General features: G+C 35.2%; 16 protein-coding genes and 1 pseudogene. 13 read left to right on the plus strand and 4 right to left on the minus strand.

Going from position 1 to position 16,065, the window contains the following annotated elements:
* Positions 1 to 36 precede the first annotated feature (36 nt).
* Positions 37 to 543 (plus strand): DUF84 family protein, encoded by a 507-nt coding sequence (locus GZ63_RS0114615; protein WP_029270826.1) that lies wholly within the window; start codon positions 37 to 39, stop codon positions 541 to 543.
* A 26-nt stretch (positions 544 to 569) separates the two neighbouring features.
* Here GZ63_RS0114615 and GZ63_RS0114620 read toward each other — a convergent pair whose 3' ends face one another.
* The gene (locus GZ63_RS0114620) at positions 570 to 1,010 is read right to left on the minus strand and encodes a YtoQ family protein (protein ID WP_029270828.1); all 441 of its coding nucleotides are present in this window, start codon (positions 1,008 to 1,010) and stop codon (positions 570 to 572) included.
* A 220-nt stretch (positions 1,011 to 1,230) separates the two neighbouring features.
* Between GZ63_RS0114620 and GZ63_RS0114625 the strand changes: the two genes are divergently transcribed.
* The 12 genes and pseudogenes from GZ63_RS0114625 to motS all read left to right on the plus strand — a co-directional run bounded on the left by GZ63_RS0114625 (position 1,231) and on the right by motS (position 13,325).
* Positions 1,231 to 1,548, plus strand: a complete 318-nt coding sequence (locus GZ63_RS0114625) for a thioredoxin family protein (protein ID WP_029270830.1) — start codon at positions 1,231 to 1,233, stop codon at positions 1,546 to 1,548.
* Between the two features lie 28 nt (positions 1,549 to 1,576).
* Positions 1,577 to 2,382, plus strand: a pseudogene (locus GZ63_RS16910) (DUF1444 domain-containing protein).
* 16 nt (positions 2,383 to 2,398) lie between these two features.
* On the plus strand, positions 2,399 to 3,001 hold the full coding sequence (gene ytpR / locus GZ63_RS0114635) for a YtpR family tRNA-binding protein (protein ID WP_029270832.1): 603 nt from the start codon (positions 2,399 to 2,401) through the stop codon (positions 2,999 to 3,001).
* A gap of 153 nt (positions 3,002 to 3,154) precedes the next feature.
* A complete protein-coding gene (locus GZ63_RS0114640) occupies positions 3,155 to 5,434 on the plus strand; it encodes a DNA translocase FtsK (RefSeq protein WP_029270834.1) in 2,280 nt (759 codons plus the stop codon).
* A gap of 93 nt (positions 5,435 to 5,527) precedes the next feature.
* Entirely contained in the window at positions 5,528 to 6,643 is a 1,116-nt protein-coding gene (locus GZ63_RS0114645; RefSeq protein WP_029270836.1) for a nicotinate phosphoribosyltransferase, read from the plus strand.
* Positions 6,644 to 6,767: 124 nt separating this feature from the next.
* A complete protein-coding gene (gene murC / locus GZ63_RS0114650; RefSeq protein ID WP_029270838.1) occupies positions 6,768 to 8,093 on the plus strand; it encodes a UDP-N-acetylmuramate--L-alanine ligase in 1,326 nt (441 codons plus the stop codon).
* Positions 8,094 to 8,447: 354 nt separating this feature from the next.
* Positions 8,448 to 8,846, plus strand: a complete 399-nt coding sequence (locus GZ63_RS0114655; protein ID WP_029270840.1) for a DUF948 domain-containing protein — start codon at positions 8,448 to 8,450, stop codon at positions 8,844 to 8,846.
* A 32-nt stretch (positions 8,847 to 8,878) separates the two neighbouring features.
* Positions 8,879 to 9,289, plus strand: a complete 411-nt coding sequence (locus GZ63_RS0114660) for a YtxH domain-containing protein (protein WP_029270842.1) — start codon at positions 8,879 to 8,881, stop codon at positions 9,287 to 9,289.
* A gap of 201 nt (positions 9,290 to 9,490) precedes the next feature.
* Positions 9,491 to 10,567: a bifunctional 3-deoxy-7-phosphoheptulonate synthase/chorismate mutase gene (locus GZ63_RS0114665; protein WP_029270844.1), complete on the plus strand. Its 1,077-nt coding sequence runs from the start codon at positions 9,491 to 9,493 to the stop codon at positions 10,565 to 10,567.
* Positions 10,568 to 10,690: 123 nt separating this feature from the next.
* Entirely contained in the window at positions 10,691 to 11,686 is a 996-nt protein-coding gene (gene ccpA, locus GZ63_RS0114670; RefSeq protein ID WP_029270845.1) for a catabolite control protein A, read from the plus strand.
* A 48-nt stretch (positions 11,687 to 11,734) separates the two neighbouring features.
* Complete coding sequence (gene motP / locus GZ63_RS0114675) at positions 11,735 to 12,562, plus strand: flagellar motor protein MotP (protein WP_029270847.1); 828 nt, start codon at positions 11,735 to 11,737, stop codon at positions 12,560 to 12,562.
* A complete protein-coding gene (gene motS / locus GZ63_RS0114680; protein WP_029270849.1) occupies positions 12,552 to 13,325 on the plus strand; it encodes a flagellar motor protein MotS in 774 nt (257 codons plus the stop codon). The genes motP and motS overlap by 11 nt, the downstream gene beginning before the upstream one ends.
* Positions 13,326 to 13,381: 56 nt before the next feature.
* Here motS and GZ63_RS0114685 read toward each other — a convergent pair whose 3' ends face one another.
* From GZ63_RS0114685 to GZ63_RS0114695, 3 genes are read right to left on the minus strand one after another with little or no spacing between them, the layout of a single operon-like run.
* Positions 13,382 to 14,542, minus strand: coding sequence for an acetoin utilization protein AcuC (locus GZ63_RS0114685; protein ID WP_029270851.1), 1,161 nt, complete (start codon positions 14,540 to 14,542; stop codon positions 13,382 to 13,384).
* A complete protein-coding gene (locus GZ63_RS0114690) occupies positions 14,532 to 15,191 on the minus strand; it encodes an acetoin utilization AcuB family protein (protein ID WP_029270853.1) in 660 nt (219 codons plus the stop codon). Before GZ63_RS0114690 ends, GZ63_RS0114685 begins: the two co-directional genes overlap by 11 nt.
* On the minus strand, positions 15,192 to 15,845 hold the full coding sequence (locus tag GZ63_RS0114695) for a GNAT family N-acetyltransferase (protein ID WP_029270855.1): 654 nt from the start codon (positions 15,843 to 15,845) through the stop codon (positions 15,192 to 15,194).
* Positions 15,846 to 16,065 lie beyond the last annotated feature (220 nt).

Genomic DNA, 16,065 nt, shown 5'->3' on the forward strand with positions numbered 1-16,065 from the left:
TAAAAAAGAAATAAAAAAATTTGGCGAGGCGTGTTTATGAGAATAATTATCGGATCAAAGAATCCAACTAAATGGAAAGCAGTTCAAGATGTATTTGATACATATCAAGTTGATACGCTAAATGCTCCTTCACGCGTTTCCTCACAACCGTTTTCGGATGAGGAGACAAGAGAAGGTGCTATTAATCGTGCTTTACAATGTGCAGAATCCACACCTGGTGCAATCGGTATTGGCCTTGAAGGGGGAGTTATGTACATTAAAGATCAATTGTATTTATGTAATTGGGGAGCGCTTGTTACGGAAGATGAGAATATATATACAGCTAGCGGAGCTCGAATTGTGTTACCAATTGATATCGCTGAGCAACTAAAAGCAGGGAGTGAACTTGGTGATATTATGGATCAGTACACACGTAAAGAGGAGGTAAGAGAGAACGAGGGTGCTATTGGGATATTTACAAATGATTCCATTTCAAGGAGAAATATGTTTGTTCATGTTGTAAAACTATTGCGCGGGCAGTGGGAATATTGGATAAATAAATAAAGCAGCGACATTAGTTCGCTGCTTTCTTATTCGAAAATATAATTTAGTACATCGAGTGCTTGGTCTATGTTTTCAACTGTCACATTAGCTTTGTTAGACAGCTCCTTTAACGGATGTATCAATGACTCTGGACGTATGAGAATGGTTGGCTTATTCATTGTAATAGCTGCACTTGCATCCATAGCTGTGTTCCATTGCTTATATTTTTCGCCAAATAATGCAATCACGATATCTGATTTTTGCATTAAAACTTGAGTTCGTAAATTATTAATACTAGAAGCAGCATCATCTCTATACATTTTACCAGGCTGTTCCCCTAAAATATTGTCTCCTATATCATCTGATAAATCATGATTTGTCTGAGGTGCTACAAAATTGAGCGGGAGTTTCTTTTTTCTTGCCTTCTCCTCAAATTCATTACGCCAATCATCATGAATTTGTCCCGCCAAATAAACGGTTAATTCCATAAAGGTCCCTCCACTATAAAAGTTGTTTAGCAACATTTTATCATGTTGCCAAATATTCTGCCTATTTAAACATATAATAGATTCTATTTTATGTAAAGAGCACCGTATTAATATCTATAGAGGGAGTGTCAGCCTAAAAAATTATGTTCAAAAATAATCTGGATAATTGCAACACAACGTAATCATAGATATGATATTAAGAGAAATGGAGGTTACGTATTTGAAAACGTTGAAAACAAGTGAAGAATTTACTGATTTAATAAATAGTGACAATATCATCGCTCTATTTACCGCAGATTGGTGCCCGGACTGTCGAGTGATTGAGCCGATTTTGCCAGAGATAGAGGAAGCATTTTCTGATTATCATTTTGTTATGATTGATAGGGATTCATTTATAGATCTATGCCAGCAATATGATGTGTTTGGAATACCGAGTTTTATTGCTTTTCGTAAAGGAAGAGAAATAGGTCGTTTTGTGAGTAAAGAACGAAAAAGTAAAGAAGAAATTGTTGAATTTATAGAAACATTACCTGTATAGAAATCAGCCTCAGCTAGGAGGGTATAAAATGAAAATGACCAGTATAAAAATGAAGAAAATACTAGAGAACAGGCTTTCAAGCCAGATTATCGAATGTCTTACAATCGCGATAAAGATACTTTTCGCATAGAGTGGAAAGAGTCCAAAAAGGGTATTAAAATTAAGTTACCCAATATTATTGCAAAGTACAATGAACGGGGAGAAGAGGCGATCGATGAACTGGAGGATCATATAATTGAAGCACTTAGAATTATGAATGAAGAGCATCATTTATCAGGGATGGAAAAACAAATTTTTCCTGTTATTCGAGCGACTTCATTCGCCTCTGAAACAAAAAGTGGGATAAAACTTGTCACGAACGACCACACTGCGGAAACACGTATCTATTATGCGCTTGATCTTGGGAAATCATATCGTTTAATTGACGAAAATATGCTTAAAAACGAGCAATGGACGAAAGAGCGTATTGATGAAATTGCAACTTTTAACTTACGGTCCTTAGCTAATGATTATAAAACAGATCGTGTAGCAAATAACGACTTTCATTTCATAGCAACACAGGATGGCTATGATGCCAGTCGGATATTAAATGAGGCATTTCTAGAAGAAATGAAGGCAAATAGTAAAGGTGAACTTGCTGTCGCTGTACCTCATCAAGATGTACTGATTGTAGCTGACATTATGAATAAAACTGGGTATGATATATTAGCACAAATGACTATGAAATTTTTTGCAGAAGGACGTATTCCAATTACATCACTTCCTTTCATTTATGAGGATAAGGCACTTGAGCCAATCTTTATTCTTGCGAAAAACCGACCAAAAAAGAATTAGAATAGGATGATTGTTTATGGATGTATTTTATAATTCTAAGGGTATAGGGGATGTTCTAATCATTCCAATACGAAAAGTCGATCGATATAATATAAAGCATGCAAATTATGGAGATATTACTAAAATCTTGGGTGGAAATGGGGAAATAGCAGGTTATAATATTTTTCATGCTTCAAAATATTTTGATCTCAACGGTGAAGGCAGGCTGGAAATGACCGAGGGCATGTTAGAACAACTACAAACATTATTTGATCAAAATCATTTAAACGATTCACTTGACTTTGATTTGACACCAAAATTTGTTGTTGGTTATGTAATAAGTAAAACCAAGCACGAAAATGCGGATAAGCTAAGTGTTTGCCAAGTAGACGTTGGCAATGAAAAATTACAGATTGTATGCGGTGCCCCAAATATTGATCAAGATCAAAAAGTTGTTGTTGCAAAAGTAGGAGCAACGTTGCCTAGTGGATTAAAGATTAAACCGACAGAATTAAGAGGGGTATCTTCGAATGGTATGATATGCTCACAAAAAGAATTAGATTTACCAAATGCCCCTTCGGAAAAAGGTATTTATATACTTGACGATATGTATGAAATCGGGGAACGATTTGAATTCTAATTTATGAGCAACCTGAGTCTGGCTAGACAAGGGTTGCTTTTTGATTGTCAGACAATTTTACTCTGTCATGTTCTGATTAATTTAATCTACAAATACGAAGTAAAACTGGTAAAATATATCATAGATCAATTTTTATAGAAATGAGTGAACGATATGTGGGAACAATGGAAGGAAAAAATTAAAAACTTGTTTCTAACTGAAGTAGAAGAAGAGGGAAAAGTAGTAGAAGAAATAGAGGGGAATAAAAAGAGTCAATCTTACAACAAAAGGAACGAACACACGATTCATCCTCATATTCAACCAAAAGTAATGTATCAATATCCAAATAAAAAACCGTTTCGTTTTCCAGTTATTCCTGATGACTCTGAAAATGAAATGGAAAAACCAGCATATAAACGACGAGAAAGCAAAAGTACGGAACAAAATTACAAAGTGAATCGGTTATCAAACAAGCAAACATACCAACAGCAAAAACCGAGACAGAAAAAGGTAGAAAAAGAAAATAAAACACCATTTACACCGAGCCAAGTACCATCACCAATATATGGCTATCAAAAACGAGACTCAAAAGATGTTAATACAACTCCAACATTTATTAGAAATAAAAACGAAAATGCTGATCATTTTAAAAGTCAACCAACATACCAGCAAACAGATCGAATTCGTAATAATCCTCGCTCAAAGCCTGATGAAGGGCATGAAACACAGCACTTTGAACCTGAACATACACATGCAGAGCCAATAGAAAAGAGTACAGATGAGAAAAAATACGTAAATGAAAGAATAAATCAAGAACCAGAAAGAGAGCAAGATACGCCTATTCGTTATAATAAAAAGGAAAAGCCAGTTGAAAGTAAACATCCATATCCCTCATTCAAAAACAAAAAAGAGAGGGAGAAGAAGAAATCTAATCAAATACCGTTTAATGTCATTATGACTCCGTTAGATAAGAAAAAACTAATGGATAAAAATCGTCAAACACAATCTGTAAAAAAGAAAGAAAATGTCATATCCAAAAAGAAGAACAACCCTTTTCCCAATCACTTACTAAATGATCCAGAGCAAAAGAGCAATAGTGACCGTGCGTGGGTAAGTCATCAACAGGAATTACTTGAAGAAACGTTAAAACATTTTAATGTACGTGCAAAAGTAGTTAATGCAACGCAAGGACCGTCAGTTACTAGATTTGAAGTACAGCCCGAATTAGGTGTGAAAGTAAGTAAAGTAAAGAATTTAAGCGATGATTTAAAATTGAATATGGCCGCGAAAGATATTAGGATAGAGGCACCTATTCCTGGTAAAAATACAATAGGAATTGAAATACCGAATCCAAAACCACAGTTAGTGGGACTGCAGGAAATTTTTGATACAGATTCTTTTAAACAGAGCGAATCCCCTTTAACCGTTGCATTGGGGTTGAGTATTGAAGGCCAGCCAAAGATCACTAATATTTCTAAGATGCCTCATGGGCTTATAGCTGGAGCAACGGGATCGGGCAAAAGTGTGTGTATTAATACAATACTAATAAGTCTTTTATATAAAGCGAATTATCAAGATGTTAAGTTTTTATTAATCGATCCGAAAATGGTTGAGCTTGCCCCATATAATGGTATACCACATTTAGTATCTCCTGTTGTTACGGATGTGAAAGCGGCAACTGCTGCTTTAAAATGGGCAGTAAGTGAAATGGAAGAAAGATATGAAAAATTCGTTCATGAAGGGGTACGGGATATTACGCGATTTAATCAAACAATGGAGCAGCAGAAACGTTCTTCCGAGAAAATGCCGTTTATTGTTATTGTAATTGATGAATTAGCTGATTTGATGATGGTTTCCCCACAAGATGTTGAAGATGCTATATGCCGTATTTCACAAAAAGCCCGTGCTTGCGGTATACATCTACTAGTGGCAACGCAAAGACCGTCTGTAGATGTTATTACTGGTCTAATTAAAGCCAATATACCAACAAGAATTGCTTTTAGTGTATCCTCTCAAGTAGATTCTAGAACAATTATTGATAATGCTGGAGCAGAAAAATTATTAGGGAAAGGTGATATGTTATTCATTGAAAACGGAGCTGGGAAAAGCATACGATTGCAAGGCGCATTTGTCTCCGATGAGGAAATAGAAAGAGTAACAAATCATGCCCGATCAATTGCAGAGCCGAATTATTTATTTGAACAAGATCAATTATTAGAGAAAATGACCATTGACGAAGAAGAGGATGAATTACTGCAAGACGTGATTGAGTTTGTTCTAGATCAAGGCAGTGCAAGTACTTCAATGTTACAAAGGCGTTTTAAAATAGGCTATAATCGTGCAGCACGCTTAATTGACACATTAGAAAATAGAGGTATCATTTCTCAGCAAAATGGCAGTAAACCAAGAGATATTTTAGTATCAAGAGCACAATTAGATCAGCAGCATCAGTGATATTAACGACAAGAGGTCTTTTTTAAGCTTGTGCGGTTCTAACTATTTATATAAGATAAGAGATAAATGAAATTAGTTTAAGGAGAAAATCTTATGAAAGAGATCGAAAAAAAATTAGAGGGGAAAATAAAGCGTCTAACCAATAAAACATTCAAATTTGATAAACGAATTAAAGAAGGGTGGTTTTCTGCTGTTTACTTTTTAAAAACAAAGGAAATAGCAGAAAAGAAACTTCCTAAAAATCACGTTACCATGCAATTTTTTCAAAAAGGAAATGCTGTTTTATGTGGAACAGATGAGGCTATTGCCCTAATACATACATTTGCAGAAGATCCCGAGAAACTAGAAATTCATTCATTGAAAGACGGCGACAAAATCGGTCCGTATGAATCTGTACTGACGATATCCGGCGCATATCAGCAATTTGGTTTTTTGGAAGGAATAATAGACGGGATATTGGCAAGAAGAACATCTGTAGCTACAAATGTATATAATGTGGTAAAAGCGGCTAGATCTTCCGGGAAACAAAAACCTGTTATTTTTATGGGGGATCGTGATGATCACTTCACTCAACAAGCTGGTGATGGATATGCTGCTTTTATTGGTGGTTCCACAGCCCAAGCAACACACGCAATGAATGAATGGTGGGGTAAAAAAGGAATGGGAACGATGCCACATGCCATGATTCAAATGTTTCGCGGTGATGTTGTTGCAGCTTCTAAAGCTTATTATGAAATGTATCCAGAAGATGAACTTGTATCTCTTGTAGATTATAATAATGACGTGATTACAGATTCACTAAGAGTAGCTCGTGCTTTTGGGAATGATTTAAATGCAGTACGCATTGACACATCAAGAACACTGGTTGATAAATATTTTCTTAGAAATCACCACTTAATGGGGACGTTTGATCCAAGAGGTGTGAATCCGGAGCTTGTTTTTGCGCTTCGAAAAGCTTTAGATGAAGAAGGGTTTACGCATGTTCAAATCATGGTTAGCGGTGGATTTACAGAAGATCGCATTAACCGTTTTGAAAAGTTAGGTGTACCAGTAGATATGTACGGGGTAGGTGGCAGCTTATTAAAAATAAATATTGGCTTTACTGGGGACAATGTATTGTTAAATGGGACTCCTGCTGCTAAAGAAGGACGAAGATATCGGCCCAACCCAAGGCTTGAGAAAGTTGCGTATACGAAGCAGGATAAATAAAATAATGAAAAAAGAATTTTCTATTTTACTCCTTACAATGGTTTGCTATAATTACTAGATAGTTGTAAAATTATTAATTGGATATTAGTGAGATTTTTCACACATACACTTGGAGGTTCTTTTTATGACAACTTACCATTTTATTGGTATAAAGGGGACTGGAATGAGTGCACTTGCACATATTCTTCATGATTCCGGAGAAACAGTACAAGGATCTGATGTAGAAAAGCGTTTTTTTACTCAAGAAGCATTAGAACAAAAAGACATTCCTATACTACCTTTTTCAAAAAAAAATATTAAACAAAATGACATCGTTATAGCTGGTAATGCTTTTTCAGAAGATCACATTGAAATTATGGAAGCGAAGAGACTAGGTGTTACCTTTTATAAATACCACGAATTTTTAGGAGAATGGTTGAAACAATATATTAGTATTGCTGTTACAGGGGCTCATGGAAAAACATCTACAACGGGGCTATTGGCACATGTGCTAAATGAAACATTGCCAATTTCCTATTTAATTGGTGATGGTACAGGGAAGGGACATGTAGATAGCAAATATTTTGTTTTTGAAGCCTGTGAATACAGACGACATTTCTTACAATATGAACCAGATTATGCAATTATGACAAATATTGATTTTGACCATCCAGATTATTTTACAAGTATTGATGATGTGTTTGATGCTTTCCAATCGATGGCTGATCGAGTCAAAAAGGGGATTATTGCTTGCGGGGACGATGAACAGCTCCAACAAATACAAGCAAAAGTTCCGGTTGTTTATTATGGCTTTTCCTCAACAAACGATTTTCAAGCTCAAAATGTAACGGAAACCGAAGATGGAACAACGTTTGATGTTTTTGTCCGTAATACGTATTACGAAACATTTACAATTCCTATGCATGGGAATCATAACATTTTAAACGCCCTTTCTGTTATTGCGATTTGTCAATACGAAGGTATTGAAGCGAAAAATATAAAAGCATTAAGCACATTCCAAGGGGTGAAACGTCGTTTTACGGAGAAAAAAGTAGGGAATCAGATTTTGATTGATGATTATGCACATCATCCAAAAGAAATTACTGCAACAATTGAATCAGCAAGAAAAAAATATACAGACAAAAATATTGTAGCTATTTTTCAACCACATACATTTACGAGAACAAAAACATTCTTACAAGAGTTTGCCGATAGTTTAAGCTTAGCAGACGCCGTCTATTTATGTGATATTTTTGGATCGGCCAGGGAAGATAATGGAACACTTACGATTAACGACTTACAAAAGTTGCTTCCAAATAGTACTGTTTTACAGCTCTCACAAATTGATATATTGCAAACTTATGAGGATAGTGTATTGATATTTATGGGAGCCGGAGATATACAAAAGTTTCAACAAACGTATGAGGGAAAATTAGTAAATAAAACGATTAATCAAATAAAAAATACTTAATTCAAAGGAGTCTGTATAAATAAGAACATGAAATGCTTTTAAAAGTTTACAGTTCATATGGTATGATACAGATTCTTTTTTGCTTCCTCAAAAAGTTTCCTCGTATTATTTAAAATAAAAAAGGTTTTTTTACATATTTGTAGAAAATAGAAGATTAGAAGAATAACTAGATTTGTTTGGTAGCATCAGTTGTTTGAAATCTTACGGTTTGTATATAAAGTGATATGTAAGAAATGTTTATCCAATGCCTTTTAGGGTAATTATGATTAAAACGACGCAATACTGAACGTGTACTATCAAATAACACAGTCTCACTATCAACATTACTATAGGATCGAAGGAGTGGATCATACGATGATAATTATGTTATACATTGCTGCATTAATTTTTGCCGTTGCTTTTGCTGTACTGGTAGTATACTTAGTAAAGACACTTAAAGCATCGCAACGTACGATGAATAATGTTACTGGTACCTTAGAAGGTATTGAGAAGCAGATGGAAGGTATAACTGCGGAAACAACGAATTTATTAAATAAAACAAACAAATTAGCGGATGACATCAATTATAAATCATCTAAATTAGATGGAGTTTTTGATGGCGCGAAAGATCTTGGACAAACTGTTAAAGATTTTAACGAATCTTTAAGTCAGATATCTGACAATATAACGAAGGCAGCTTCCAAAAATCAAGACAAAGCTACACAGGCAGTAAAATGGGGAACGGCAGTACTGAATTTGTGGAAAAAGAAGTAAAAAAACTTAAAAATAAGACTGGGAGGGATAATATGGAGGATAATATTAATAGTAAAGACTTTATTATTGGAACTTTAATAGGTGGGATCATAGGTGCTAGTGTTGCACTCGCATTTGCACCAAAATCAGGAAAAGAATTAAGAGAAAATCTTAATCAAGGCGCAATGCAAGCGAAAGACCGCGCAAACAACTGGAAGACAATTGTACAGGAAAAGGGAAGCGGCTTTAAAGGTAAGGCGTTGGAAAAAGGATCAGATTTAAGAAGAAAAGCTGTAGATCAAACAGCTCAGCTAACTAAAACTGTTACGAATAAGACAAAAGATCTTGCAAGGTCAACACAAAACAAATTGGACGAAAAGAAAAAACAAGCAGAGGAATCGATTGAAAAGGTAGAAACCGCTGCGGAGAAACTTGAAAATACAGCTGAAAGTGTAAAACAGTAGTTTCCTCTATAAAACTGGGCTAGAAAACTTTAGCCTGGTTTTTTTAATTTCATTTTTCCAGATGCTTACATTAAATTAGCTATTAAAATAATCGGAAGTGAAAGAATATTAATTTATTTTGAAATTTTGGATGACAAAATGAATTCTTTGAGCTATAATGGTTCCTAAATTATTAAAAATGTGTGCTGGGGGGCATCTATAATGACAAACAATGAAATGGAAATTTTAAGAAATCAAATGGATGATTTAAACTTACAAATCCTTGATTTAATTAATGAACGAGCAAAAGTAGTTCAGCAAATAGGTGAAGTAAAAGAAAAGCAAAGTATGAAGCGATTTGATCCTGTTCGTGAGCGGGATATGCTTAATCAAATTACAACACATAATGATGGCCCTTTTGAAAACTCTACAATTGAACACATTTTTAAAGAAATTTTCAAGGCAAGTTTAGAGCTTCAAGAGGACGACCATCGAAAAGCATTGCTTGTATCGCGTAAGAAGAAATCCGAAGATACTATTATTAATGTAAAAGGCGAACAAATCGGTGATGGTAATCCACATTATGTGATGGGGCCATGTGCAGTTGAAAGTTATGAACAGGTAGCTCAAGTAGCTGCAGCTGTAAAAAATAAAGGTATTAAACTTCTGCGGGGTGGAGCTTTTAAACCACGCACTTCTCCATACGATTTCCAGGGGCTTGGTGAAGAAGGACTGCAAATTTTAAAACAGGTTGCAGACGAGTATGACTTAGCTGTAATAAGTGAAATTGTGAATCCGGCAGATATAGAAAAAGCAGTTGATTATCTGGATATTATTCAAATTGGTGCAAGAAACATGCAGAATTTTGAATTATTAAAAGCAGCTGGAGATGTTAATAAACCAGTATTGCTTAAACGCGGAATGTCAGCCACAATATCAGAGTTTACTAATGCGGCAGAATATATTATTTCTCGTGGAAACAGTAATATTATCTTATGTGAACGAGGAATTAGAACCTATGAAAAAGCAACAAGAAATACACTAGATATTTCAGCAGTACCGATTTTAAAGCAAGAAACGCATTTGCCAGTTATGGTTGATGTTACACATTCCACAGGTCGAAGAGATTTGCTTTTACCAACAGCTAAAGCTGCACTTGCAATTGGGGCTGATGGAGTTATGGCAGAAGTTCATCCAGACCCAGCCGTAGCTCTTTCTGACTCTGCACAACAAATGGATTTAGGCATGTTTGATAATTTTATGAATGAATTAGAAAAACATCTGACAGTTCATTCTTAAGAATATGAAATAAGGGGATAATCCTATTAGGATTATCCCCTTATTTTTGTGTTTTTTTCAATCGTAGAGTATGATAAAGTTAATAGCGACAAGTGTTAGAGATCAGCGAGGAGGAAGAATGAAATGAATATAACAATATATGATGTAGCAAGAGAAGCAAATGTATCAATGGCAACTGTTTCTCGGGTTGTGAATGGTAATCCAAATGTTAAGCCGACAACACGCAAGAAGGTTTTAAATACGATTGAACAATTGGGGTATCGGCCAAATGCAGTTGCAAGAGGTTTAGCTAGTAAAAAAACAACAACAGTAGGAGCAATTATTCCAGATATATCAAGTATTTTCTTTGCAGAATTAGCCAGGGGAATTGAGGATATAGCTACAATGTATAAGTATAATATGATTTTGAGTAATTCTGACCAAAATAAAGATAAAGAATTACAACTTATAAATACGATGCTTGAAAAACAGGTAGATGGGATTTTATTTATGGGAGGAAATATTACGCAAGAACATGTTGAACAGTTTTCTAGTTCTCCTGTACCTGTAGTCTTAGCAGCAACATATGATGAAACCAACTCTATCCCATCTGTAAATATTGATTATGATGTGGCAGCATATGAAGCAACAAAGTTTCTAATCGGCGAGCATCATACACATCCTGCCTACATTTCTGGTGAAAAGGATTCACATATTAGTAAATTGAAATATAAAGGTTACGCAAGAGCGTTAGAAGAATCCTCTATACCTATAAAAGAAGAGTATATTGTACAAGGGGATTTTTCTTATCAGTCTGGTATTGAAGCAGCAAATGAATTATTGGAATTAGAAAATAAGCCAAACGCTGTTTTTGTTGCAGCTGATGAAATGGCATTAGGAGTAATTCATGGCGCACAAGATAAAGGGCTCAGTGTACCTCAAGATCTTGAAGTATTTGGCTTTGATAATACTAGGTTGGCAACGATGGTACGACCAACGTTATCAACGATTGTTCAGCCAATGTATGATATTGGTGCTGTGGCAATGCGTTTATTAACAAAATTTATGAATAAAGAAGAAGTTGTTGAGAAAAAAGTTGTTTTACCCCACAGAGTTATTGAGAGAAACTCAACTATATAAAATTAATGCCGATATATACTATAAATGATAGTTTGAGGAGAATATAGCATGAAAAAGAGAGATTTATTAACTCCAATCGGCATCACATTAGGTTTTATTATGATTATGTTAGCTATTTTATCGAAGGATGATTCGGGGGGGACCGCTTCCTTTATGGATATTTCATCCATATTTATTGTTATTGGCGGTTTAATTGCCTCATTGTTAATAAACTTCAAATGGGAGCAAATTAAATTAGTTGGAAAAATCTTTAGGAAAGCATTCTATCAAAATGGACAACAATTGCCTAATTTAATTAAAATACTTATACGTCTTTCAGAAAAGGCTAGAAGAGAAGGTTTGCTTGCACTAGAAACTGAATTAGATGATATAGAAGATCCGTTTCTTCGTAAAGGTATTATGCTAGCAGTGGATGGAATTGAGCATGATGTGATTCATGATATCATGGATGCGGAAATTACAGCATTAGAAGAACGACACTATAAAGGCAGAGAGATTATTGTGAAATCAGGTGAGTATGCACCTTCTTGGGGAATGATCGGTACATTAGTTGGTCTTGTTCTTATGCTGAGAAATCTACAGGATCCATCTTCCTTAGGACCAAATATGGCGGTCGCTTTATTAACTACACTTTATGGAACTGTTCTCGCCAACCTGGTCTTCCTTCCGATCGCTAACAAATTGGAAAATAAAACTGAAGAAGAGATATTTTATAAACAAATAATTATTGAAGGTATTATTGGAATTCAGTCCGGGCAAAATCCACGGATTTTAGAAGAAAAACTGAGCGCTTTTCTCTCTCGTGAAATGAAAACTACATTTGAAGAAACACGAGAACAAATTGCTTTCGACGAGGAGAATACGAATGAAGCGTAGAAGAATGAATAGAGGCAAAAACAGTGGAGCGCCTAAGTGGATGGTCACCTATTCAGATATGATTACGCTTATTCTTGTTTTCTTTATCCTTTTGTTTTCCATGTCTCAAATAGACTCTACCAAATTTGAAGCTATATCGGATTCATTTCGCAATCGAATGATTCTGGATTTTTACCCATCATCAATTCCAATGGAACATCCATCCGAAAATTCTGCACAAATGGCTAATAAGGATATCCAAAAAGAAATGAAGTCCGCTAAGTTCATAAACGAAATGAAATCAAAACAAGAAAATTCTTTAGACAAGTTGATGAAAGATGTGAAAGGATATCTAGATAAAAACGATTTAAATAATGTGATTTCTGCTAATAGAACGGAAAGAGGGGTTGTATTAGTCTTACAAGAGAGTATTTTGTTTGATACAGCCAAAGCGGATATTTTAGATCCTGGCAAAGAGTTCCTGGAAAAAATCGGCTCTCTTTTAGCAGAATTACCTAATAATGTTAGAGTTGAAGGTCATACGGATAGTAGACCAATAGCTTCCTATACTTATCCTTCCAATTGGGAATTATCTGGAGCTCGGGCAAGTAGTGTTACAAGATACCTAATAAATAACCATGATTTAGATGTAGCACGATTCAGTATTGCTGGTTATGGTGATACAAACCCTGTAGAACCAAATACAACAGGTGAGAATATGAGTAAAAACAGAAGAGTTGAGATTGTTATTTTAGAAGATGGGGAAGGATCTAACGTTGATTAAGATGATTAAAAGGAGATGACCTTAAAGAAGTCATCTCTTTATTGTTTTAAAACTATTTATCCATTTTTTGGTTTTGCATATTTTAGTGCATTTAATAAAAGTTTATTGTTTTTTTCATTAATTTCTTTCCTTCTTGGAATATCTGGGATAATCTTTTTATCATCATGCCATTTTTCTGGTAAGGAAACAGGAGATTTTTTTTGCCATTTTGTTATCCATTTGGAAGGCATAGAACCTTCCTGCAACTTACCATTTTTCATAACATTCCATATCTGTGCCCATGCGCGGGGAACAACACGCCACATATCATAGCCACCACCGCCAAGAGCAATCCATTTGCCATTAGTGTAAGTATGTGCTAAATGATGGGCAAGCATCGGTATTTTTTCGTATGTTACCATCGTTGTACATAAATGAGTTAATGGATCAAAGCAATGAGCGTCAGCACCATTTTGTGTAACAATAACATCAGGCTTAAAAAATTCAATGATTTCTCTGAAAGCGGATTCATAAAGGTGTAAAAATGATTCATCTTGCGTAAAGGCATCTACAGGTAAATTAAACGCATAGCCATGCCCTTTTTTAATTCCACGTTCATTGGTGTTTCCAGTACCTGGAAAAAGGTATCTGCCGGTCTCGTGAATGGAAAGCGTACAAACATTCGGATCGTCATAAAATGCCCATTGAACTCCATCTCCATGGTGAGCATCCGTATCTACGTATAGTACTCTTAAGTTATATTTTTCGCGAATATATTTGATTGCTATGGCACCATCATTATAGATACAGAAGCCAGAAGCTTTTCCTTTAAAGCCATGATGAAGTCCACCCCCTAAGTTAAGCGCATGATTCACATGATTTCCAAGTACAGCGTCTACTGCTGTTAATGTTGCACCAACCAGGTAACAGGATGCTTCATGCATATTTGGAAACATAGGTGTGTCCTCTGTTCCAATGCCATATTCCATCCCCTGGTTTTTTGTTAGTTTTCCAATACTAGCTTTTTTCACTGCTTCAATATAGGCATGGTCATGAAAAAGCAATAGCTCTTCGTCTTTTGCACTGCGAGGTTTCAGGATATCACTGTCTTCTAATGTATTTGCATACTGCAATAATTCTTTAGCCAATAATACCCTTTTTTGGTTAAAGGGATGATCCGGATAAAAATGATATTTTAAAAGTGCGTCTGAGTAAACAAATGCAGATTTACACTTCATAGTTTTGGAACTCCATTAAATTATTTGGCCACATTAGTTCATATCCCGCCTCTTTTAAATCTTGTATAACCGGTGAGGGATTCATTGTCTGGATACGAAATACAAGGACTTTATAATTTGGGTCATCTTTATATGGGTATACTAATAATGACGTAATGTTTGCTTTTCGCTTACCAAAAACAGCAGCAACCTCGGGCAGAATACCTGGTTTATGTGGCACTTTGACTTCAATGTGAGAGCTTTGGACATGAGTACCTGTCAATTGAATTAATGTATAAAACATATCTTTTTCTGTCACAATTCCTACGAGTTGATTTTTGCTGACAACAGGTAATGATGAAAACTCCTCATCATAAAATATACGAGCAATTTCTTCCACAAAATCTAATGGGTGTATTGTAATAACGGGATGACTCATAATGGTTTGAATTTCTTTATGAAGATCTGCTTGTTTTGGATTTTTGTCGAATATTGACGGACTTGCATCTCTTATATCACGGTCTGATACAATTCCAATGACGGATTGTTCCTCATCTACGATAGGAATATGTCTAATATGTTGTTCCTGTATTAATCGTAAGGCTTCTGCTATTGTTGCTGTCGGTGGAAGTGTTGTTACATTTGTTTGCATAATATTTTCTATGAACATTTAAAACCCCTCCCTCATATTCCGGTATTGATGCCGTTGTAAAAATCTTAGTTTATCAAATTGTTTAATTGATACGTCAGGAACATTTTTGCCAATACGAACCATAAGGCAATTCGCAGGATGAGAAATAATCTCTGGATCATCTGTAGGGGATGGTACTAATCCGCCAGCAGCCATCATCTTTTCCATAACCTTTCGATAATCCCAAATACTTAATTTTGTCCCTTTCATATCCCAATGCCAATAGTATTCAGTAGAAATGATAATATAATTTTCCATATATTCATCTGACATTGAGACCTGCAATAGTTTCGAAGCAATTTTTACTGCACGGTAAGCAGGGATTACTTCTATGGCTCCTAAAACAAGAAGATCTTCCATCTTGAATTTGGACCATCGTTCGAGTGGGTCTGCATGTAAATAAGTTACATATCCGATAATTGTGTGTTCGGTTCTGGCAATAACAATACGTCCTTCAGGAAAATCAGCGATACTTAAAATAGCTTCAAATTGCTTTGGAGCAGGTCGAAAAGCTGTTAAATCTTCATGGAAATGGTATTTTGACAGTTCGCTCGAAGGCAGTGGCCCCTCAATGATGATTGTTCCATTAGGGGTGTTCACTTTTGAAGATTGATAGGTTTTTGTATGTTTCATTAACTCACCACCTGAGAATGTGTTGGGAAATCTTCAGTTTATTTATATTATACAAGATAGTGTATTAAATTTTTAGTATTTAGAACAATATATTGTTTATTACGAGAAAAAAGAAGAGGACAGACCCTCTTCTTTTTTTCTCGTAGTCTAGGAAATTATAAATCTTTGTACCTGTGCGTTAAGTGGGTCTAGCCACGTCCAGCTTCAGCGCCCATCGACA

It is taken from the genome of Virgibacillus alimentarius (assembly GCF_000709085.1).
In the GTDB taxonomy this organism is placed as follows: Bacteria; Bacillota; Bacilli; order Bacillales; family Amphibacillaceae; genus Virgibacillus_B; species Virgibacillus_B alimentarius.

Coding starts and splice junctions, on each gene's coding strand:
- GZ63_RS0114655 (WP_029270840.1), top strand. CDS start 8,448: ATGATAATTATGTTATACATTGCTGCATTAATTTTTGCCGTTGCTTTT.
- GZ63_RS0114620 (WP_029270828.1), bottom strand. CDS start 1,010: ATGGAATTAACCGTTTATTTGGCGGGACAAATTCATGATGATTGGCGT.
- ytpR (WP_029270832.1), top strand. CDS start 2,399: ATGGATGTATTTTATAATTCTAAGGGTATAGGGGATGTTCTAATCATT.
- GZ63_RS0114660 (WP_029270842.1), top strand. CDS start 8,879: ATGGAGGATAATATTAATAGTAAAGACTTTATTATTGGAACTTTAATA.
- ccpA (WP_029270845.1), top strand. CDS start 10,691: ATGAATATAACAATATATGATGTAGCAAGAGAAGCAAATGTATCAATG.
- murC (WP_029270838.1), top strand. CDS start 6,768: ATGACAACTTACCATTTTATTGGTATAAAGGGGACTGGAATGAGTGCA.
- motP (WP_029270847.1), top strand. CDS start 11,735: ATGAAAAAGAGAGATTTATTAACTCCAATCGGCATCACATTAGGTTTT.
- GZ63_RS0114640 (WP_029270834.1), top strand. CDS start 3,155: ATGTGGGAACAATGGAAGGAAAAAATTAAAAACTTGTTTCTAACTGAA.
- motS (WP_029270849.1), top strand. CDS start 12,552: ATGAAGCGTAGAAGAATGAATAGAGGCAAAAACAGTGGAGCGCCTAAG.
- GZ63_RS0114695 (WP_029270855.1), bottom strand. CDS start 15,845: ATGAAACATACAAAAACCTATCAATCTTCAAAAGTGAACACCCCTAAT.
- GZ63_RS0114685 (WP_029270851.1), bottom strand. CDS start 14,542: ATGAAGTGTAAATCTGCATTTGTTTACTCAGACGCACTTTTAAAATAT.
- GZ63_RS0114690 (WP_029270853.1), bottom strand. CDS start 15,191: ATGTTCATAGAAAATATTATGCAAACAAATGTAACAACACTTCCACCG.
- GZ63_RS0114615 (WP_029270826.1), top strand. CDS start 37: ATGAGAATAATTATCGGATCAAAGAATCCAACTAAATGGAAAGCAGTT.
- GZ63_RS0114665 (WP_029270844.1), top strand. CDS start 9,491: ATGACAAACAATGAAATGGAAATTTTAAGAAATCAAATGGATGATTTA.
- GZ63_RS0114645 (WP_029270836.1), top strand. CDS start 5,528: ATGAAAGAGATCGAAAAAAAATTAGAGGGGAAAATAAAGCGTCTAACC.